Origin of the sequence: Aquabacter albus (assembly GCF_040049275.1) — a bacterium.
Lineage (GTDB): Bacteria > Pseudomonadota > Alphaproteobacteria > Rhizobiales > Xanthobacteraceae > Aquabacter.
In genome coordinates this window covers 289471-308894 of the sequence record NZ_JBDZDT010000003.1, presented here as the reverse complement: position 1 = coordinate 308894, position 19424 = coordinate 289471, and the positions used below count along the sequence as shown (strand labels likewise).

General features: G+C 67.7%; 16 protein-coding genes and 2 riboswitches. Of the genes, 2 read left to right on the top strand and 14 right to left on the bottom strand.

What is annotated here, in order from left to right; genetic code table 11:
• The first annotated feature begins 214 nt into the window (after positions 1 to 214).
• A complete protein-coding gene (locus tag ABLE91_RS07900) occupies positions 215 to 1090 on the top strand; it encodes an EamA family transporter (RefSeq protein WP_348930141.1) in 876 nt (291 codons plus the stop codon).
• A gap of 5 nt (positions 1091 to 1095) precedes the next feature.
• Here ABLE91_RS07900 and gcvPB read toward each other — a convergent pair whose 3' ends face one another.
• The 11 genes from gcvPB to ileS all read right to left on the bottom strand — a co-directional run bounded on the left by gcvPB (position 1096) and on the right by ileS (position 14626).
• Positions 1096 to 2661, bottom strand: coding sequence for an aminomethyl-transferring glycine dehydrogenase subunit GcvPB (gene gcvPB / locus ABLE91_RS07895; protein WP_348930139.1), 1566 nt, complete (start codon positions 2659 to 2661; stop codon positions 1096 to 1098).
• Positions 2658 to 4001, bottom strand: a complete 1344-nt coding sequence (gene gcvPA, locus ABLE91_RS07890) for an aminomethyl-transferring glycine dehydrogenase subunit GcvPA (protein WP_348930138.1) — start codon at positions 3999 to 4001, stop codon at positions 2658 to 2660. Before gcvPA ends, gcvPB begins: the two co-directional genes overlap by 4 nt.
• Before the next feature lie 16 nt (positions 4002 to 4017).
• Positions 4018 to 4491 carry an OsmC family protein gene (locus ABLE91_RS07885; RefSeq protein ID WP_348930136.1) on the bottom strand — a complete coding sequence of 158 codons (474 nt, stop codon included), beginning with the start codon at positions 4489 to 4491 and terminating at the stop codon, positions 4018 to 4020.
• A gap of 4 nt (positions 4492 to 4495) precedes the next feature.
• Positions 4496 to 4873, bottom strand: coding sequence for a glycine cleavage system protein GcvH (gene gcvH / locus ABLE91_RS07880; RefSeq protein ID WP_348930135.1), 378 nt, complete (start codon positions 4871 to 4873; stop codon positions 4496 to 4498).
• A gap of 18 nt (positions 4874 to 4891) precedes the next feature.
• Positions 4892 to 6028, bottom strand: a complete 1137-nt coding sequence (gene gcvT / locus ABLE91_RS07875; protein WP_348930133.1) for a glycine cleavage system aminomethyltransferase GcvT — start codon at positions 6026 to 6028, stop codon at positions 4892 to 4894.
• A gap of 57 nt (positions 6029 to 6085) precedes the next feature.
• A riboswitch (glycine riboswitch) is annotated at positions 6086 to 6186 on the bottom strand.
• Positions 6187 to 6188: 2 nt separating this feature from the next.
• Positions 6189 to 6302, bottom strand: a riboswitch (glycine riboswitch).
• A 256-nt stretch (positions 6303 to 6558) separates the two neighbouring features.
• Positions 6559 to 7458 carry a hypothetical protein gene (locus tag ABLE91_RS07870; protein WP_348930131.1) on the bottom strand — a complete coding sequence of 300 codons (900 nt, stop codon included), beginning with the start codon at positions 7456 to 7458 and terminating at the stop codon, positions 6559 to 6561.
• A gap of 113 nt (positions 7459 to 7571) precedes the next feature.
• Positions 7572 to 8924: a M16 family metallopeptidase gene (locus tag ABLE91_RS07865; protein WP_348930130.1), complete on the bottom strand. Its 1353-nt coding sequence runs from the start codon at positions 8922 to 8924 to the stop codon at positions 7572 to 7574.
• Positions 8921 to 10300, bottom strand: a complete 1380-nt coding sequence (locus ABLE91_RS07860; protein ID WP_348930597.1) for a M16 family metallopeptidase — start codon at positions 10298 to 10300, stop codon at positions 8921 to 8923. Before ABLE91_RS07860 ends, ABLE91_RS07865 begins: the two co-directional genes overlap by 4 nt.
• A gap of 76 nt (positions 10301 to 10376) precedes the next feature.
• On the bottom strand, positions 10377 to 11072 hold the full coding sequence (locus ABLE91_RS07855; RefSeq protein WP_348930128.1) for a hypothetical protein: 696 nt from the start codon (positions 11070 to 11072) through the stop codon (positions 10377 to 10379).
• A gap of 52 nt (positions 11073 to 11124) precedes the next feature.
• Complete coding sequence (lspA, locus tag ABLE91_RS07850; RefSeq protein ID WP_348930126.1) at positions 11125 to 11637, bottom strand: signal peptidase II; 513 nt, start codon at positions 11635 to 11637, stop codon at positions 11125 to 11127.
• A gap of 4 nt (positions 11638 to 11641) precedes the next feature.
• On the bottom strand, positions 11642 to 14626 hold the full coding sequence (gene ileS / locus ABLE91_RS07845) for an isoleucine--tRNA ligase (protein ID WP_348930124.1): 2985 nt from the start codon (positions 14624 to 14626) through the stop codon (positions 11642 to 11644).
• Between the two features lie 436 nt (positions 14627 to 15062).
• Here ileS and ABLE91_RS07840 point away from each other — a divergent pair, with 436 nt between their 5' ends.
• A complete protein-coding gene (locus tag ABLE91_RS07840; RefSeq protein WP_348930122.1) occupies positions 15063 to 16091 on the top strand; it encodes a uroporphyrinogen decarboxylase family protein in 1029 nt (342 codons plus the stop codon).
• 286 nt (positions 16092 to 16377) lie between these two features.
• Here ABLE91_RS07840 and ABLE91_RS07835 read toward each other — a convergent pair whose 3' ends face one another.
• From ABLE91_RS07835 to tesB, 3 genes are all read right to left on the bottom strand, one after another.
• A complete protein-coding gene (locus ABLE91_RS07835; protein ID WP_348930121.1) occupies positions 16378 to 17865 on the bottom strand; it encodes an ammonium transporter in 1488 nt (495 codons plus the stop codon).
• A 29-nt stretch (positions 17866 to 17894) separates the two neighbouring features.
• A complete protein-coding gene (locus ABLE91_RS07830) occupies positions 17895 to 18233 on the bottom strand; it encodes a P-II family nitrogen regulator (protein WP_348930119.1) in 339 nt (112 codons plus the stop codon).
• A 257-nt stretch (positions 18234 to 18490) separates the two neighbouring features.
• On the bottom strand, positions 18491 to 19360 hold the full coding sequence (gene tesB, locus ABLE91_RS07825) for an acyl-CoA thioesterase II (protein WP_348930117.1): 870 nt from the start codon (positions 19358 to 19360) through the stop codon (positions 18491 to 18493).
• Positions 19361 to 19424: the final 64 nt, after the last annotated feature.

Here is a 19424-nt window from a genome sequence, read left to right as displayed (position 1 = left end):
GCCTCCATCTTCCCTGGGCTTGGAACGGAGGCGTGTGGGATTGTCGGGCCGGACCTCAGGACCAGCGCGCCAGCAGTGGCAAGAGATTCCCATCCGGCCAGAGCGGCATAAGAGAAGGCGATGGGTGGCTTCACCGTGAATTGTTTGTGCTTTGGCGCACGCGAGCCTAGATGGCGGCCTTGAGATTTTCTCGCCTGTAGCGTTCGGATTCCCCATGACGCCCCGCCACATCGCCCTCGCCGTGCTCGTCGCGGCCATCTGGGGCTTCAATTTCGTCGTCATGCGGTTCGGGCTCGACCATTATCCGCCGCTGCTGCTCACCGCCTTGCGCTTCGCGCTGGCAGCCATTCCGGCGGCGTTCGTGCCGCGGCCCAAGATGCCGGTGCGCCAGCTGGTGTGGATCGGCGCCACCTGGTTCCTCGGCCAGTTCGCCTTCCTGTTCACCGCCATGGCCAACGGCATGCCGCCGGGCCTCGCCTCGCTGACGCTCCAGTCCCAGGCCTTCTTCACCATCCTCATCGCCGCCGCCGTGCTGGGGGAGCGCCCCTCCGTCCGGCAGATATCGGGCGTCGCGGTGGCGTTCGCCGGGCTTTTCCTCATCGGGGCGAGCGTGGGCGGGGACATGACCGTGCTCGGCCTCGTCTTCACCCTGGCGGGGGCGGTGAGCTGGGCGTGGGGCAATGTGCTGATAAGGCGGGCGCCGCGCTCGGACATGTTCGCTCTGGTGGCGTGGCTGAGCCTCGTGCCGCCGCTGCCGGCCCTCGCTTTGTCGCTGGGTGTGGAAGGCTGGCCGGCCGTCTCGTATGCGCTTCTCCATCCCACCTGGGCGGGGATCGGCGCGATCTTCTTTCTCACCATCGCCGCCACCTTCGTGGGCTACGGCATCTGGGGCCATCTGCTGAAGCTCTATCCGGCGAGCACGGTGGCCCCGTTCTCCCTCATGGTGCCCTTGTCCGGGGCGCTCTCGGCGGCACTGATCCTGGGCGAGCGCTTTCCCCCACTGCGGCTTGCGGGCATGGGGCTGATCGTCCTCGGGCTTCTGGTGGTGGCCCTGCCCCTGCGCCTGGGCCGGGGCAGGGCCAAAAAGTAGCGGCTCTATTCCGCCGCCCGCGGCAGCGCCACCGGCTTCGTCCAGCGCAGCACGGGCATACGCGCCGCCCGCGTTTCGTCCAGCCGCCGGCGGGGCGCGTAATAGGGTGCGCCCAGGAAGCGGTCCTTGTCCCCTGCCTTCGCCGCCATGGCGAGATCGCGCAGGGCGGCAATGAACAGATCGAGGGAGGCTTTGCTTTCGCTCTCCGTGGGCTCGATCAGCATGGCGCCGTGCACCACCAGCGGGAAATAGACCGTCATGGGGTGGTAGCCCTCGTCGATCAGCGCCTTCGCGATGTCGAGGGTGGAGAGGCCGGTACCGTCCAGCCACGCATCGTCGAACAGCGCCTCGTGCATGGCGGGGCGCTCGGCGAAGGGCGCGCTCATGACGTCCATCAGGCACGCGCGCACATAGTTCGCGGAGAGCACCGCGTCCTCGGAGGCCTGGCGCATGCCGTCCGCGCCGTGGGAGAGCATCCAGGAGAGCGCCCGTACGAACATGCCCATCTGGCCGTGGAACGCGCACATGCGGCCGAGCGCCTGCTCTGCACCTTCCGCCCCCGCCTCTTCGATAAAGCGCAGGCCGGACCCGTCTGCGACCACCGCCGGCACCGGCGCGAAGGGGGCGAGGGCCTCCGAGAGCACCACCGGCCCCGCGCCCGGCCCGCCGCCGCCATGGGGCGTCGAGAAGGTCTTGTGCAGGTTGATGTGCATGGCATCCACGCCGAGATCGCCGATGCGCACCTTCCCAAGGATGGCGTTGAAGTTGGCACCGTCCGCATAGAAATAGGCGCCCACCGCATGCACCGCCTCGGCGATGGCCACCACATCCCGCTCGAACAGGCCGCAGGTGTTGGGATTGGTGAGCATGAGGGCGGCGACGTCGGTTGAGAGCGCGGCCTTCACGCTCTCCGGGTCCACCGTGCCGTCCGGGCGGGCGGGGATGGATTTCACCTCATAGCCCAGCAAGGCGGCGGTGGCGGGGTTGGTGCCGTGGGCGCTCTCGGGCACCAGCACGATGTGCCGCTTTTCGCCCCGCGCGGCGAGCGCGGCCTTGATGGCCATCATCCCGCACAATTCGCCATGGGCACCGGCCTTGGGGGTGAAGGCCACAGCCTGCATGCCGGTGAGGACCATGAGATAGCGGCACAGCTCGGAGATGACGCTAAGCGCGCCCTGGGCCGTGGAAACAGGCTGGAGCGGATGGAGGTCGGCAAAGCCGGAGAGCCGCGCCATGCGCTCATTGAGGCGCGGATTGTGCTTCATGGTGCAGGAGCCGAGCGGGAATAGGCCGCTGTCGATCCCGTAATTCATGCGCGAGAGCCGCACATAATGGCGCATGGCCTCCGGCTCGGAGAGGCCGGGCAGGCCGAGGGGCGCCGTGCGCTGGAGCCCGCCGAGGCGGGGAGAGAAGGCTTCGGGCTCGTCGAGATCGACGCCGGTCACGTCCGTGCGGCCGATCTCGAACAGCAGGCCCTCCTCCAGGTCCAGCGCCTTGTTGCCGGTGAAGGTGATGGGGGCGGTGGAGGCGGCCTCCATGGGCGCTGTCGCGCCACGTCCTTCGCGGTTCATGCCAGCACCTCCTTCAGCGCAGCCGCATAGGCGGCGCGATCGTCCGCGGTCGTGGTCTCGGTGGCCGCTACCAGGATCAGGTCGTCGAGCCCGGCCTTGGGCGCGAGGCGGGAATAGGGGACGCCGCCGAGGATGCCTTTCTCCGCCAGCCTCTCGATCACTTCAGCCGCATCGCCCTTCACGCGGATGGTGAATTCGTTGAAGAAGCTCTCATTCAGCATGCTCACCCCGTCCAGCGCCGCCAGCCTGTCGGCGAGGTCGCAGGCGGCGGCGTGGTTGATGCGGGCAAGCCGCGTCAGGCCCGCTTCGCCGAGCAGCGAGAGGTGGATGGTGAAGGCCAGCGCGCACAGGCCCGAATTGGTGCAGATGTTGGAGGTCGCCTTCTCGCGGCGGATGTGCTGCTCGCGGGTGGAAAGGGTGAGCACGAAGCCGCGCCGGCCCTCCGCATCCAGCGTCTCGCCGGCCAGCCGCCCCGGCATCTGCCGCACGAACTTCTGGCGCGTCGCGAACAGGCCCACATAGGGCCCGCCGAAATTCAGCGCATTGCCGATGGACTGGCCCTCGCCCACCACGATGTCCGCGCCCTGCGCGCCCGGCGGCTCTATGAGCCCGAGCGAGACCGCCTCCGTGAACACCGCCACAAGCAGCGCGCCGGCGGCATGGGCCTTCTCGGCGATGGGCTTGAGATCCACCAGATGGCCGAACACATCAGGCGTCTGCACCACAACGCACGAGACCGTCTCGTCGATGGACGAGAGCACGTCGTCGTCCCCGCCGGGCGCGGGGGGCAGGACCACCAGCGGCTGGTTCGCATGGGCGCAGACGGTGGCAATGGTCTCGCGATAATGGGGGTGGAGGTTGCCCGCCAGCACCGCCTTGTCGCGCTTGGTGAGGCGGTGCGCCATGAGCACGCCTTCGGCGGCGGCGGTGGAGCCGTCATACATGGAGGCGTTCGCCACCTCCATGCCGGTCAATTCCGCCACCTGGGTCTGGAACTCGAACAGATATTGCAGCGTGCCCTGGGCGATCTCGGGCTGGTAGGGCGTGTAGGAGGTGAGGAATTCCGAGCGCTGGATCAGATGGTCCACGCTCGCCGGCACATGGTGGCGATAGGCCCCCGCGCCCACGAAGAACGGCACCGAGCCCGCCGGCACGTTGCGCGCGGCAAGGCGCGCGAGGGTGCGCTCCACGTCCAGCTCGCCTTTGCGGAGCGGCAAATCGGGCAGGGCTGTGAGGCGCTTGTCCTTAGGGATGTCGGCGAACAGATCGTCCACCGAGGCCGTGCCGATGCGGGCAAGCATCTCCACGCGGTCGTCGGGGGTGAGGGGCAGGTAGCGCATGATGCGTTCCCGATCGCTAGATGACGGAAAAGGTCGGCTGCACCACCACTTCGCCACGCAGGGAATTGGCGATGTAGCATTCCTCGTGGGCGCGGTGGTGCAGCTGCGCGAATTCTTCAGGGGTGGGCGCCTTGGCGCCGGAGAAGGTGACGTCCGGGTTGAGCGTCACCCGCGTCACATAGAGCTTTCCGGCCTCGTTCGGCCCCATCTCGGCCACCGCCGCATCCTCGTAGCGGTCAACCGTGAGGCCGGCGCGGCGGGCGAAATCCAGGAAGAACAGCATGTGGCAGCTGGAGGCCGAGGCGGTCAGCGCCTCCTCGGGGTCCACCGCATCCTCGCGGGAGAGCGGCACGCGCACGCTGCCCGGCGCGGAGGAGCCGGGGATCTCGATGCCGTCGAACGCCCAGACATGGGCGCGGCTGTAGCGTCCGTCGGTGAAGACGGCGTCGCCCCGCTCCCAGCGCACGGTCACGCGATAATCGTGGCCCATGGCATCACCCCAGGGTTTCGAGGAAGGCGTCGTAGGCGTCGGCGGACATGAGACCGTCCAACTCCTTGGGATCGGAGATCTTCAGCTTGATGAACCAGCCCTTACCTTCCGGGTCGTCGTTGACCGTGGCCGGGGTGGCTTCCAGGGCGCCATTCACCTCCACCACCTCGCCGGAGATGGGGGCGAAGACCTCGCTTGCGGCCTTCACGCTCTCCACCACCGCGGCTTCCTTGCCCTGGGCCACCTTGGTGCCGATCTCGGGCAGCTCCACATAGACCACGTCGCCGAGCTGGCTCTGGGCATAATCGGAGATGCCGATGACGGCCACGTCGCCCTCGACGCGGACATATTCATGATCCTTGGAATAGCGGGTCTCGCTCATGGTCCTCGTCCCCTCTTGTCAGGTCTTGCGAGCGTAGCGCTGGGCCACGAACGGCATTTGAACGACGGTTGCGGGCAGTGGCTTGCCGCGCACGATGATGTGGAGGGCCGTGCCGGGCGCGGAAAGCGCGGGCGGCACATAGCCCATGGCGATGGGCTCGCCCCGGGTCGGCGCGAAGCCGCCAGAGGTGACGATGCCCACGATCTGCCCGTCCTTGGAAATCTCCGCGCCTTCCCGCGCCGGGGCGCGGCCTTCCAGGCGCAGGCCGATGCGGGTGCGCGCCGTGCCGTCCGCCAGCTCGCGCGTGATGCGCGCCGCGCCGGGAAAGCCGCCCTCCGCGCGCCGGCGCTTCTGGATCGACCAGGCGAGCGCGGCCTCGATGGGCGAGGTGGTGGGGTCGATGTCGTGGCCGTAGAGGCAGAGCCCCGCCTCCAGGCGCAGGCTGTCGCGGGCGCCGAGGCCGATGGGCTTCACCTCGCGCTCGGCGAGGAGATGGCTCCACACCTTCTCCACATCCTCGTTCTCGACCGAGATTTCATAGCCGTCCTCCCCGGTATAGCCGGAGCGGGAGATGTGGCAGGGCACGCCGTCGAAGGTGGTGGGGGTCGCGTGCATGAAGGCCAGCGCCGCCGCCTCCGGCGAGTGGCGCGCCATCACCTCCGCCGCTTCCGGCCCCTGGAGGGCGATGAGGGCGAGGTCATCCCGCCGCTCCAGGCGCACGCCGGAGGGCAGGCGGGCGGCGATGTGGGCATAGTCCTCGTTCTTGCCGGCGGCGTTCACCACCAGGACGAGGGTGCCGTCCAGCTCCGGGTCGAGCGGGCGGGTGACCATCAGATCGTCGAGGATGCCGCCGTCATCGGCGAGCAGCTGCGAATAGCGCTGCTGGCCGTGCTTCAGGTTGAGGATGTCGGCGGGGATGAGGGCTTCCAGCGCCCGCGCGGTGGCCTCGTGGTTCGGGCCGATCAGCAGCGCCTGTCCCATGTGCGAGACATCGAACAGGCCCGCATGGGTGCGGGTCCAAATGTGCTCGGCGAGGATGCCGTCGGCATATTGCACCGGCATCTCGTAGCCCGCGAAGGGCACGAGGCGCGCGCCGAGAACGGCATGGGCCGCATGAAGCGGGGTGCGCAACAAAGGGGTGGATGATTCGGTCATTCGGTGTCCGCCGGGGTCGCGCCAATGCTGCCGGGCCTTTCAGCCCGGGTGGCGCCCCCTCTGTCACCGGAACCTGAGAGATTTCACCGCCCCGGTGGAACGGGTGCGGATTACTCCTTCGGTGAGCCGCATCCATATTTGCGGCTTCTTTCCAGAGGCTCGTCCCCCTGCGGCCCTTTTGCCTGAGCGGTTCCGGGGCGGTTGCGCCTTCGGCGCCGGCCTCATCCCGCAGCCGTGGGGCTTCGGGACAGCCGGTCTCTCCCGCAGGGATCGTCCGATCGATGGCGGCGAACCACCATCGCGCCGGAGCATAGAAGATCAGGCCGTGGCGTCAACGCGGGGGGATGTGGGATTTGGGGAGAGATCCGCGAGGCACGTGCTGTCGGCCCCCTCTCCCGCTTGCGGGGGAGGGCTGGGGAGGGGGCGAAGCCTCACGACAAAGATCGCTCTCGCCATTCCTTCACCATTTCCCCCTCCCTAACCCTCCCCCGCAAGCGGGAGAGGGGACGAGCGGGGAGAGGTGAGACGCCTCACTGCGCCGGCGGCGGGCCGAAGGTGGAGGGCGGCGGGCCGAACGTGCCGGCGGCCGGCGGTGCGCCGAACGAGCCGCTGCTGGGCGGCGGCGGGCCGAAGCTTCCGGAAGACGAGGCGCTGGGCGCAGCGGCCGGCGCAGGGGCTGCGGCCGGTGCGCTGGCCGCGGGCGCAGCCGGCACGGGCGCAGCAGCGGCGGGAGCTGCAGTGCTCGCAGCCGGGCGCGGGCGTGCGGGCGCGGTGCGCGGCCGGGTCTCGGGCGTGCCCTTCGGGTCGAAGCCCACATAGACGATGTATTTTTCGATCTCGGCGGGCGTCGTCAGCGGGAAGGAGATGGTGTCCTCCACCACCGAGAAGTTGATCTGGCTCTGGTCCGCCGGGATGTTCACCGGGACGGTGAAGAACTTGGTGAGGATGGTCTTAGGGTTCGGGCCTTCCTGGATAATCGCCACGCGGATTGGCACGTTCACGGCGCCCGGCGCGCCCTTGTCACCCAGAAGCACACGGCCCTCGATGCCGATCTTCATGGTCATGGTGCGGTCGACGATGGCGCATTCACGGGCAAGATTGCCGATGGACGCCTGATGGCGCAGGCCGCCGCCCGGCGCCGGCACCTGCCAGGCGGACGCGCCGGAGCGTACGTCCACCATGGGGCAGGAGAATTCGATGGCATCCGGCCCCGAGCCCACTGTCAGGGGCGCCGGGCCGGCAATCGAGGGCCCGCCTACGCCGGCCACGGCCTGGTCGGAAATGCGCTGGCCGCCGAGGGCCGGGTCCACATCCGTGCCGGGGGCGCCGAACAGGCCCTGGGAATTGCCGCCGCAGCCGGCAAGCATCATCGCCAGCGCGGCTGGCGCCAGCACGCGATAGAGCGAGGATGCAGCAAACGGCACAGGCATGGCATAGCTCCAAATCCGGGGTCACCGGGTGGGTTGTATAACAGAGTGTTAACGGCAGATGCAGGCGCGGAGCCGCCTTGCCGCCGACTATCCGCGCGCATGGTTAAGGGGGATCAGCCCCCGGAGAGGCCGTGGGGACGGCCGACCACCACGATCAAGGCGTTCGTCGCGTCCGTGAGACGTTTCGCCACGCGCTTGAGATCGTCGAGGGTCACGGCCTCGATCAGCGCGTTGCGGCGGTCGATATAATCGATGCCAAGATCGTCGATCTGGATCTGCAGCAGCTGGCCTGCAACCTTCGAGGAGGTGTCGAAGCGCAGCGCATAGCTGCCAGTCAGATAGCTCTTCGCCTCGTCCAGTTCCGCCTGGGCGGGGCCGTCATTGAGGATCTTGCGGAATTCCTCGCCGATGATGCGGATGGATTCCCCCGCCCGCTCGTTCTTGGTGGCCGTGCCGGCGAACCACAGGCCCACATGGTCCAGGGCCACCTGGTAGGAATAGACCGAATAGGCGAGCCCGCGCGCCTCGCGCACTTCCTTGAAGAGGCGCGAGGAAAAGGCGCTGCCGCCGAGAATGTGGTTCAGCACGTAAGCGGGGATGAAGTCGTTATCCTTGCGCTGAACGCCGCCAGTGCCCATGAGCACCACGGACTGGGGCACTTCCAGCGGGATCACGTCCACCGTGCCGATGCCCTTGGGAGCAACATCGGCCACGGGGGCGAGGTCGGCCTTGGCGGGCAGGGTGCCGAACACCCGGTCGAGCGCGCGGCCAAGATCCTCGGGGCTGATATCGCCCACCACCGCCACCTTCAGGTTGCTGCGGGCGAGATTGTGCTTGGTGAAGGCGGCAAGATCGGCGCGCGCGATGGTGGGAACGCTGGCGAGCGTGCCGTCCACCGGGCGGCCATAGGGATGGTCCGGGAAGGCGAGGGCGAACCAGCGCTCGTTGGCAAGGCTGTTCGGGTCCGTGGAGCGGCGGCGCAGCGAGGCGAGCTGGGCGGCGCGGATGCGCTCCACCGCCTCTTCATCAAAGCGCGGTTGGGTCACCGCGAGGCGCAGCAGGTCGAAGGCCGCATCCTTGTTCTCGGAGAGGGTGCGCAGCGAGCCGCGCAGGTCGTCGCGATTGGCGTCGAACGAGATTTCCATGGCCTTGTCGGCCACCGCGCGCTGGAAGGCGGCGGCGTCGAGATCGCCTGCGCCCTCATCCAGCAGCGAGGCGGTGAGGCTGGCGACGCCGGGCTTGTCCTTGGGGTCCTGCGCCGCGCCGCCGACAAAGGCGAATTCCATGGCGATGAGCGGCAGCGTGGTGTCGTGCACCAGCCACGCCTCGATGCCGCCGGGGCTCATGACGCGCGTGATGCGGGTCGTCTGCGACTGGGCCGCGACGGGGGAAACGAGGGAAAGGGCCATGATCACCAACAGAAGGATGTGCCCGAAGAGGCGGGCGGGGACGGCGCGCGCCGTCACGAACGGTTCTCCCGGGTTTCCGCCTTTGCGGGCGTCACCGGGATGGACGGCGGCGAGAGATAGCCGGTCACCGCCCGGTTGAGGGTGAGGTAGCGCTTGGCCGCCTCCTTCACATCTTCGGCGGTCACGGCCTTCACCCGGTCCGGCCACTCATTGACGTCCTTCACCGAGACGCCGGTGGCCCAGGCGGCGCCATAGATGCGGGCAAGGGTCGCCTGGTTGTCGCGGGCATAGATGGCGTCGGCGGTGAGGCGGGTCTTGGCGCGGGCCAGTTCCAGCTCGTCGGGGCCGTCAGTGGCGAGCTTCGCCACCACCTCGTCCATGGCTGCTTCCAGCTGCTCCAGCGTGATGCCGGGGCGGGGGGAGGCGGAGACGCCGAAGCGGGTCGCGTCATACGACGTGCCCTGATACCAGGCGCCGGCGCCGGCCGCGAGGCCCTTGTCCACCACGAGCGAACGATAGAGCCGGCCGGTCTGGCCGCCGCCGAGGATCTGCGCAGCAAGGTCCAGCGCTTCCGCCTCATCGCCCTTGCCGGTCCGGTAGGACGGCACGAGATAGGAACGCTGCACGCTCGGCTGGGCGACACGCGGATCCACCAGAGACACCCGGCGATGCGCCTGGGGCTCGGGCTCCTGCGGGCGGTTGCGCGGCGGGGTGTCGGCGCGGGCGACCTTGCCGTAGGTCTTCTCGGCGAGCGCCTTGACCTGGTCCGGCTCCACGTCGCCGGCCACCACGAGCACGGCATTGTTGGGAGCATAGAAACGCCGGTAGAAGGCGAGCGCATCCTCCCGGTTGAGCTGCTTGATCTCGTGCTCCCAGCCGATGATGGGGTGCTGGTAGGGGTGGTTGACGTAGGTGGCCGCCTGGAGCGCCTCGGAGAGGCGCGCGCCGGGGTCGTTGTCGGTGCGCATGCGGCGCTCTTCCAGCACCACGTCGCGCTCCGGCAGCACCACCTCGTCGGTGAGCTTGAGGCCGGTCATGCGGTCGGACTCGAAGGCCATCACCTTCTCCAGGTGCTCCTTGGCGACACGCTGGTAATAGGAGGTGTAATCGTACGAAGTGAAGGCGTTTTCCTGGCCGCCCAGGCGCGCCACGTCGGCCGAGAACTTGCCCGGCGGGGTGTTCTCCGTGCCCTTGAACATCAAATGCTCAAGGAAGTGGGCGATGCCGGACTTGCCCGGCTGCTCGTCCGCCGAGCCCACCTGATACCAGACCATGTGGGTGACGACGGGGGTGCGGTGATCGGGGATCACCATCACCTTCAGGCCGTTAGAAAGCTCGAACTGGCTCACCTGCGGGCCGGCGGCGCGCGCATCGGAGAGGGCGGCCGAAGCGGCGGTACCGGCGATGATGGCGGCCATGGCGAGGCGTCTCATTTTCACGATCAGGTTTCCAGGGGCGATGCATGGACTGCAGGCCCAGAGGGAACACGAAAAAGCGGGCGGGCGCCCGTCAGTTCTTCGTGTTCTGCATGTCGAAGAAGTTCGGGAACTTGAAGCCTTCTTCCTTCTTTTCGACCACGCCATAGGGGGCGTTGGGCGCCGGGGTCTGGTAGCCCGGAGGCGGCTCGACCAGGCTCTCGCGGGTCGGTTCGCCGTTGAAGGCGATGGGCTTGTCCGGGGTGAACGCGCCATTGAGGCCCTTGAACCAGCCGGTGAAGCCCAGCTCGCTCGGCATCAGTTCGTCGCGGGCGGGCCTGTCGGCGCCCACCGGCGCGCCATTGGCCACGCTGGCCGTGGGCTTATGCTTCACATTGTTGAGCTGCGACGGCAGCAGCGCCCGGCCGCGCTCATCGATGCTGTTGAGGCCCACGGGCGTCTTGTCCTCGGCATTGGCGGCGCGCGCGCGCAGCACATCCGGGTCTTTGGGCCAGTTGGGGTTGGTGACGGCGGCGCTCTCCTTCGGCGGCGGCAGGGCGGTCGCCGCAACGCCGGAGGGCGGCACCACCAAAGGTGCGCGCTCGCGATACTGGATAGGCGGCTTGTCGTCGCCGATGAGGCCCAGTGCCCCCATCACGCCGCGCAGCATGTCGCCGTCTTCGGCGGCGCGGGCCGGCGTGAGGGCGAGGCTTCCCGCCAGGACTACACCAAGACCGGCGGCCGGAAGCACCGCCAGGAGCCGTCGGCCCAGCATATGGGGCCGTTTCATCATCGTCCGCATGGGCTTTTCCCCTCGGAGCCGCGCTCCGCCCGGAACCATCTCAGCCTTTAGGGCTGACGTCCGAGGGCGGCGTTTTTGAGGCGCGCACAAAGAGGGCATCATAAAGGAGCAGGACGACGCCCACAACGACGGCCACATCGGCGATGTTGAACACGTACCAATTGAAGCCGAAGGCGTGCAGCGAGACGAAGTCGAACACCGCCCCGTAGACCAGGCGGTCCACTGCATTGCCCAGCGCGCCGCCGATGAGCAGGCCAAGGGCGATGGCCTCCAGCCGCCTGTTGGAGCGGGCGAGCCAGACGGCGAACAGGATGCTCGCCGCCACCTTGATGGCGAACAGGACCCACCGCCCCGTCTCGCCCTGGGGGAACAGGCCGTAGCTGATGCCGGTGTTCCAGAGATAGACGAAATCGAGGAAAGGCAGGATCTGCTTGGTCGGCTCGGTCCAATTGTCCGACCAATGGAGCACCGCCGTCTTGCTCGCCTGATCCAGCACGAGGACCAGAAACGCCACGATGATACCGAGGCGCAGGGGCCCGAAGACCTGCTTCATGGCCTCACTCCGCTGCGGCGCGGGCGGCGGCGCGCTCGCGCAGGGCCTGCGCGTCGCGGGGGGTCACGTCGGGATACTCGGGGTCGCTGCCGACGTCCAAGCTCACCTTCCAGGAGCGGGCGCATTTGCGCCCTTCCGCCAGCGCCGGCACCACGGCGACGCCGGGCACCTCGTCCAGGCGGAACGCGTCCGCCGGGCCTTCGCCGGGAATGAGGGTCGCGCCGCTGGTGATGCAGGCTTCCGCAAGATCGATGCCCTCAAGGGCGGTCAGCAGGTCCGGATTGGTCACATGGACCACCGGCGCCGCCTCCAGCGAGGAGCCGATGCGCTTGGCTGCGCGCTCCACTTCGAGGGCGCCGGTGATGACGCGGCGCACGTCGCGCACCTTGCGCCACTTCTCCGCCAGCGCGGGGTCGCGCCATGCCGGCAGCACGTGGGGGAAGGTTTCGAGATGTACGGAGGTGGCGTCCGGATAGCGCGCCAGCCACGCTTCCTCGCTGGTGAAGCAGAGGATGGGCGCGAGCCAGGACACCGTGCAGCGGAACAGATAGTCCAGCGCGGTGAGGCACGCCTTGCGCGTCGGCGAGGAGGCCGGATCGCAATAGAGCGCGTCCTTGCGGATGTCGAAATAGAAGGCGGAGAGATCCACCGTCATGAACTGCGCCAGCGCGGCGAAGATGCGCTTGTAGTCGAAATCCGCATAGGCTTGGCGCACCACCCCGTCGAGCTCGGCGAGGCGGTGCAGCATGAGCCGCTCCAGCTCCGGCATCTCGGAGACCGGTACGCGCTGGGCGTCCTCGAAATGGGCGAGGTTGCCGAGCATCCAGCGGATGGTGTTGCGCAGCTTGCGATAGGTATCGGCGGTGGTCTTCAGGATTTCCGGGCCGATGCGCAGATCGTCCGCATAGTCGGAGGCGCAGACCCACAGGCGCAATATGTCGGCGCCGGAGGATTTGATGACCTCCTGCGGCGAGACCACATTGCCCAGGGACTTGGACATCTTCCGCCCGTCCTCATCGAGGACGAAGCCGTGGGTCAGCACCGCGTCATAAGGCGGGCGCCCGCGCGTGCCGCAGCTCTCCAGCAGCGAGGAGTGGAACCAGCCGCGATGCTGGTCGGAGCCTTCCAGATACATCACCCGGTCGGGGCCGGCGGGCGGGCGGTTCGCCTTCAGGTCCGGGCGCACTTCGAGGGTGAAGGCGTGGGTGGAGCCGGAATCGAACCAGACATCGAGGATGTCATCGACTTTCACCCAGCCTTCGGCGGCCCGGTCACCCAGGAAGCGCTCGCGGGCGCCGAGCTTGTACCAGGCGTCTGCACCCTCAAGCTCGAAAGCCTCGGCGATGCGGGCGTTCACCGCCGCATCCTTCAGGATTTCCACCTCGCCGTCGCCCTTCTCCTTCACGAAGACGGCGATGGGCACGCCCCAGGCGCGCTGGCGCGAGACCACCCAGTCCGGGCGGCTCTCAATCATGCCGGTGATGCGGTTCTCGCCCGCCGCCGGCACCCATTCCACGGTCTTGATGCCGGCGAGCGCCCGCGCGCGCAGGGTGTCGCCCTGCCCGTCAATATCCTGGTCCATGGCGATGAACCATTGGGGCGTGTTGCGGAAGATGACCGGCTTCTTGGAGCGCCAGGAATGGGGATACTGGTGCTTCAGCCGGCCGCGCGCGAGGAGGTTTTCCGCTTCCACGAGCGCCTTGATCACGGCCTCGTTGGCATCGCCCTTCTCACCCTTCTCGGTGATGACGCGCTTGCCAGCGAAGCCGGGGGCCTGGGCCGTGTAGACGCTGTCCTCGTCCACCGGATAGGGGATGGCGGGGCTGATGCCGCGCTCCTCCAGCCAGCGGCGATGCGACGTCCAGATCTCGAAATCCTCGCGGCCGTGGCTCGGCGCGGTGTGGACAAAGCCCGTGCCGGCATCGTCGGTGACGTGGTCGCCATCCAGCAGCGGGACCTTGAAGTCGTAGCCGAGCGCGGCGAGGGGATGGGCGCAGACGAGACCCGCCAGCACGGAGGCCGGCACGTCCCCGCGCCGCTCATAGGCTGTGACGCGGGCGGTCTTGAACACCTCTTCCGTCAGCTTGTCGGCCAGGATCAGCGTGTCGCCGGCCTTGGCCCAATTGTCTGCCGGGGCGTCCGTGATCTCGTAGAGGCCGTAGGAGATCTTGCTCGAGAAGGAGATGGCCCGGTTGCCGGGGAGCGTCCAGGGCGTAGTGGTCCAGATGACCACGCTTGCGTCGTCGAGGCCAGCATCGCCGTTCTGGACCGGAAACTTCACCCACACCATGTCGGAGGTATGGTCGTGATACTCCACCTCCGCCTCGGCCAGCGCGGTCTTCTCCACCACCGACCACATGACCGGCTTCGACCCGCGATAGAGCAGGCCGTTTTCGGCGAACTTGATGATCTCGCGGGCGATCTGCGCCTCGCCGAGATAGCTCATGGTGGTATAGGGATGATCCCAGTCGCCCTCGACGCCGAGGCGCTTGAACTCGGTGCGCTGCTCGTTCAGCCAGTGCTCGGCATAAGCGCGACATTCCTGGCGGAAGGCGATCATGGCGGCTGAATCCGCAAGGTCGGGCTTGGACTTGCCCTTCTTGCGGTAATTCTCCTCCTCGATCTTCCACTCGATGGGCAGGCCGTGGCAGTCCCAGCCGGGGACATAGTTTGAATCGAAGCCCAGCATCTGCTGAGAACGCGTCACCACGTCCTTCAGGATCTTGTTCAGCGCATGGCCGATATGGATGTTGCCGTTGGCATAAGGCGGGCCGTCATGCAGCACGAAGCGGGCGCGGCCGCGCCCGTCCTCGCGCAGGCGCTCGCGCAGGCCGATGCGCGCCCAGCGCTCCAGCAACTCCGGCTCCTTCTGCGGCAGGCCGCCCCGCATGGGGAAAGCGGTCTGCGGCAGGAACAGGGTGGCGGAATAATCCACGGCGTCGGGCGACGTCTTTTGCGGCGTCTTCTGGGTCGGCGTCTTGTCGGTCATGGGTCAGGGGCTCGATAAGGGATCTTCGTTGCGGTTGCGCAATACCCGGCGAACCCCGCGCGCTCAGGCGCGCCGGCGGGGCGCCGGGCTCGTAATTCGCAACCTGTCGTGCGTCGTGAAGATCAGGAATGCCATGGCGGGCTTCTAGCAGGCGGCGGAGGCGGGGAAAAGCCGTGGCGCGACGCGCCGGTGCAAACCATATACCCGGAAGCTGCGTCATCGCGTATGAAGACGGCGACCTCCAGGGCCGATCGACATTCGCACATGAGCGCGTTCTTCACCTGTCCCACCGTCATGGCCGGGACAGGCCCGGGCATGACAGAGCCTTGCTGCATGGCCCCGCGCCTTGAATGCCGGTTGGTTCCAGGCCGCGGGCGGTCCCGGCCGCATGGAGGCCGCGGTGCGTCCGCCTCATCGAATTCCAAAGGGGTTCACCATGACTGACATCCTGCAGACCACCGTCGTCGGCAGCTATCCCCAGCCCGACTGGCTCGTCGACCGCGACGTGCTGAAGTCCCATTCCGTGCCGCGGGTGCGGATGCGGGACATGTGGCGCGTGTCCGAGCCGTTCCTGGAGGCGGCGCAGGACGACGCCACCATTCTCGCCATCCGGGACATGGAGCGGGCCGGCATCGACATCATCTCCGACGGCGAGATCCGCCGGGAGAGCTATTCGAACCGCTTCGCGACCGTGCTGGACGGCGTCGATATCGACAATCCGCACGAGCACATCCAGAAGAACGGGCTGGTCAGCTACCTGCCGCGCGTGGTGGGCAAGATCCGCCGCATCGGGCCGGTGGAGGTGCGCGACCTCGAATTCCTGCGCAAGAACACCGACCGCAAGACCAAGATCACCCTGCCCGGCCCCTTCACGATGGCCCAGCAGGCCCATAACGAGCACTATGACGACATCGAAGAATTGCTGATGGACCTCGCGGCGGCGGTGAACGCCGAGGCGAAGGATCTGGCTGCGGCCGGCGCCGACGTGATCCAGCTCGACGAGCCCTGGCTGCGGCACAATGTGGAGCTGGCCGAGCGCTGCGCGGTGAAGGTGTTGAACCGCGCGCTGGAAGGCATCACCGCCACCACCGCGCTTCATCTGTGCTTCGGCTACGCCCATCTCGTGAAGGGCAAGCCGTCGGGCTATTCCTTCCTGCCGCAGCTCGCGGACACCACGGCGCAGCAGATCTCCATCGAGGCCGCCCAGCCGAAGATTGACCTTGGCGTGCTGCGCGAGCTGGCGCCGAAGACCATGATCCTCGGCGTCATCGACCTCGGCGATGCCGGCATCGAGACGCCGGAGACCGTCGCCGGCCGCATCCGCACGGCGCTTGAGTTCATCACCCCGGACCGGCTCATCCCGGCGCCCGATTGCGGCATGAAATACATGCCGCGCGAGACCGCCTTCGGAAAGCTGAAGTCTCTCGCCGAAGGCGCCGCCATCGTCCGCCGCGAGCTGAGCTGATCGTTTCGGTTCGGGCGGCTTGCATCCCAGGACGTTCCGTCATCCTCGGGCTTGACCCGAGGATCTTCCTCAGGAATTGGCGCCTAGGATGACGGGAGATGCCCGGATCAAGTCCGGGCATGACGTGTGGGGGAGCGCAGCTCTGTCCCCAGAACGGACGAAGCCCCGGCGTTGCCGCCGAGGCTCCGTCTTCCCCTCTGTTATTTTTTAAGGCGGGCCTTGGGTCCGCCGGTCCTCAAAGAAGACCGGAGCGGCAGGCCTGGACTGCCGCTCCGGGAACCCGAGATCAGGAGTGGTAGGCGCGCTCGCCGTGCTCCGTGATGTCGAGACCCTCGCGCTCCTTCTCCACCGAGGCGCGCAGTCCGACGACCGCGTTCACGATGAAGTAGAGGATGGCGGAGCCGACGCCCGACCACACGAGGGTGACGCCGACCGCCTTGAGCTGGGCGATGACCTGGGTGGCCATGTTGTACTCGGCCACAGCGCCGGTGGTGTAGTCGTAGATGCCCGTGCCGCCGAGGGCGGGGCTCACGACGATGCCGGTGGCGATGGCGCCGAAGATGCCGCCGACGCCGTGCACGCCGAACACATCGAGCGAGTCGTCATAGCCGAATGCGTTCTTCACCGTGGTGCAGAAGAAGAAGCAGATGACGCCGACGAGCAGGCCCGAGATGAGCGCACCCATGATGCCGGAGAAGCCCGCCATGGGGGTCACGGCCACGAGGCCGGCCACCGCGCCGGAGACGACGCCGAGCATGGAAGGCTTACCCTTGGCGAGCCACTCGATGATCATCCAGGACAGGGCCGCCGCGCAGGTGGCGATGAAGGTGTTCATCATGGCGAGCGCGGTGAGGCCGTTGGCTTCGAGGTTCGAGCCGGCATTGAAGCCGAACCAGCCGACCCACAGGAGCCCGGCGCCGACCAGCGTGAGCGTCAGGGAGTGGGGCGAGAAGGCTTCCTTGCCGTAGCCGGTGCGCTTGCCGATGATGAGGCAGCCCACGAGAGCGGCGATACCGGCATTGATGTGCACGACCGTGCCGCCGGCGAAGTCGATGGCGCCGAGCTTGTAGATGTAGCCGGCATCCGCGAGGACCGCGTCGAGGGCTTCCTGGGCGGCGGTCTTGGCGGCGCCGTCAGCGGCGGCGGCGAGCGCCTTGGCGGCAGCGTCCACCGCGTCCGGGCCGGCCCAGTACCAGACCATGTGGGCCATGGGGAAGTAGATGAACGTCACCCAGAGGGGGACGAACAGCACGATGGCGGAGAACTTCACCCGTTCCGCGAACGCGCCGAAGATGAGCGCGGGCGTGATCATGGCGAAGGTCATCTGGAAGGCCACGAAGACCAGTTCCGGAATGGCGACGCCCACCGAGAAGGTGCCGCCGGCCGATTCAACGGTGATGCCCTTCATGAAGGCCTTGGCGAAGCCGCCGACGAAGTCCGAGCCGCCGGTGAAGGCCAGCGAGTAGCCGTAGAGCACCCAGATGATGCCGACGATGCAGACGGTGTAGAACACCTGCATCAGCACCGAGAGCATGTTCTTGCCGCGCACGAGGCCGCCATAGAACAGGGCCAAGCCCGGCACGGACATGGCGAGCACCAGGATGGCCGAGGTCAGCATCCAGGTGGTGTCGCCCTTGTTGATCACCGGGGCGGCGGCTACGGCAGCCGCGGCGTCGGGAGCGGGCGCCGCGGTCTGCGCCAGCACCGGCAGGGCGATGGCCGCCGCCGTCAGGAGGGTCGGCAGTCCCACGCGGGACCAGGTCTTGAACGTCATGGAAGAAGGCTCCGTCAAATGAGAAAGGCTCAAAGCGCGTCGGCGTCGGTTTCGCCGGTGCGGATGCGCACCGCGTGGTCGATCTGGAAGACGAAGATCTTCCCGTCGCCGATCTGGCCGGTCTTGGCGGCGCCGGTGATCGCTTCCACGACCTTGGCGACCTGGTCGGTGGGCACGGCCACCTCGATCTTGAGCTTCGGCAGGAAGCTCACGGCATATTCGGCGCCGCGATAGATTTCGGTGTGGCCTTTCTGCCGCCCGTAACCCTTCACCTCGGTCACGGTGAGGCCGTGAACCCCGATGCCGGTGAGGGCGTCGCGCACCTCCTCCAGCTTGAACGGCTTGATAATGGCCATGACGATCTTCATGGATCGGTCCCTGTCCCCGTGATTGCCCATTGCGGCCGGAAAGGCTCATGGGCGTTTGCCTCGGCTGCGCCGAGCGGGACGGGGAAATCCACGCCGCGGCAGACAAGCCTGCGACAGAGGGAATCAAGGACCGTGCCAGACGGGGGAATCCCCCCGGATTGCCTGCTTATTTTCTCGCCATGCCCACTGCCGTCACGGCAGCGTCGCAACCTTGCCTAAATTTTTGCCTAAAATTTAGCCGTATGCCTTCGAGGTGGTCAGGCGGGGGTAACGGGGCGCATCAGGCCCTCTTGCGTGGCCGAGGCCACGAGGACGCCGTCGCGGGTGAACATCTCGCCCCGGCAGAAACCGCGCGAGCCGTGGGCGACGGGGCTGTCCTGCACGTAAAGCACCCATTCATCCGCCTTGGGGCGCCGGTGGAACCACATGGCGTGGTCGAGGCTCGCCGTCTGCACGTCCGGGTCGAACACGCTCTTGCCGTGGGGCAGCAGCGCCGACTGGAGCAAGGCGAGGTCGGAGGCGTAGGCGAGGATCGCCTGATGAATGGACAGGCTGTCGGGAAGCGGGGAGCGCGCCCGCACCCACACGCTGGGGCGCGCTTCCGGCCCGCTCTTGCCGAGATAGGGGGAAAAGATGGCCGTGGGCTTCACTTCCAGGAAGCGCAGCGCCATCCAGTCGCGCTTGGCGGCGCGGGGATAGCGCGCCAGCAGCTCGTCGCGCCATGCCTCGCCGGGAGGCAGGTCCTCCGGCATGGGCACGTCGGGCATGGGCACCTGGTGCTCGAAGCCGCCTTCCTCCACCTGGAACGACACGGACATGGAGAAGATCGCCTTGCCGTGCTGGATCGCCACCACCCGCCGCGTGGTGAAGCTGCGGCCATCGCGGATGCGGTCCACGTCATAGACGATGGGGATGGAGGGATCGCCGCCGAGAAGAAAATAGCCGTGCAGGGAATGGGCGATGCGGTCGTCCGGCACGGTGCGCTGCGCCGCCACCAGCGCCTGGGCAATCACCTGCCCGCCGAACACCCGGCCCCCGCCCGGCGTACCGCTGCGACCCCGGAACAAATTGATCTCCAGGGATTCCAGGTCGAGGATGTCCAGGAAGGTCGCGACGTCATTGCTCATGAAGCAGGTCCCAGCAGGTGCGGGACCGGCCCGCTCCAGGCGACTGGAGCCATGTGGGTGATGC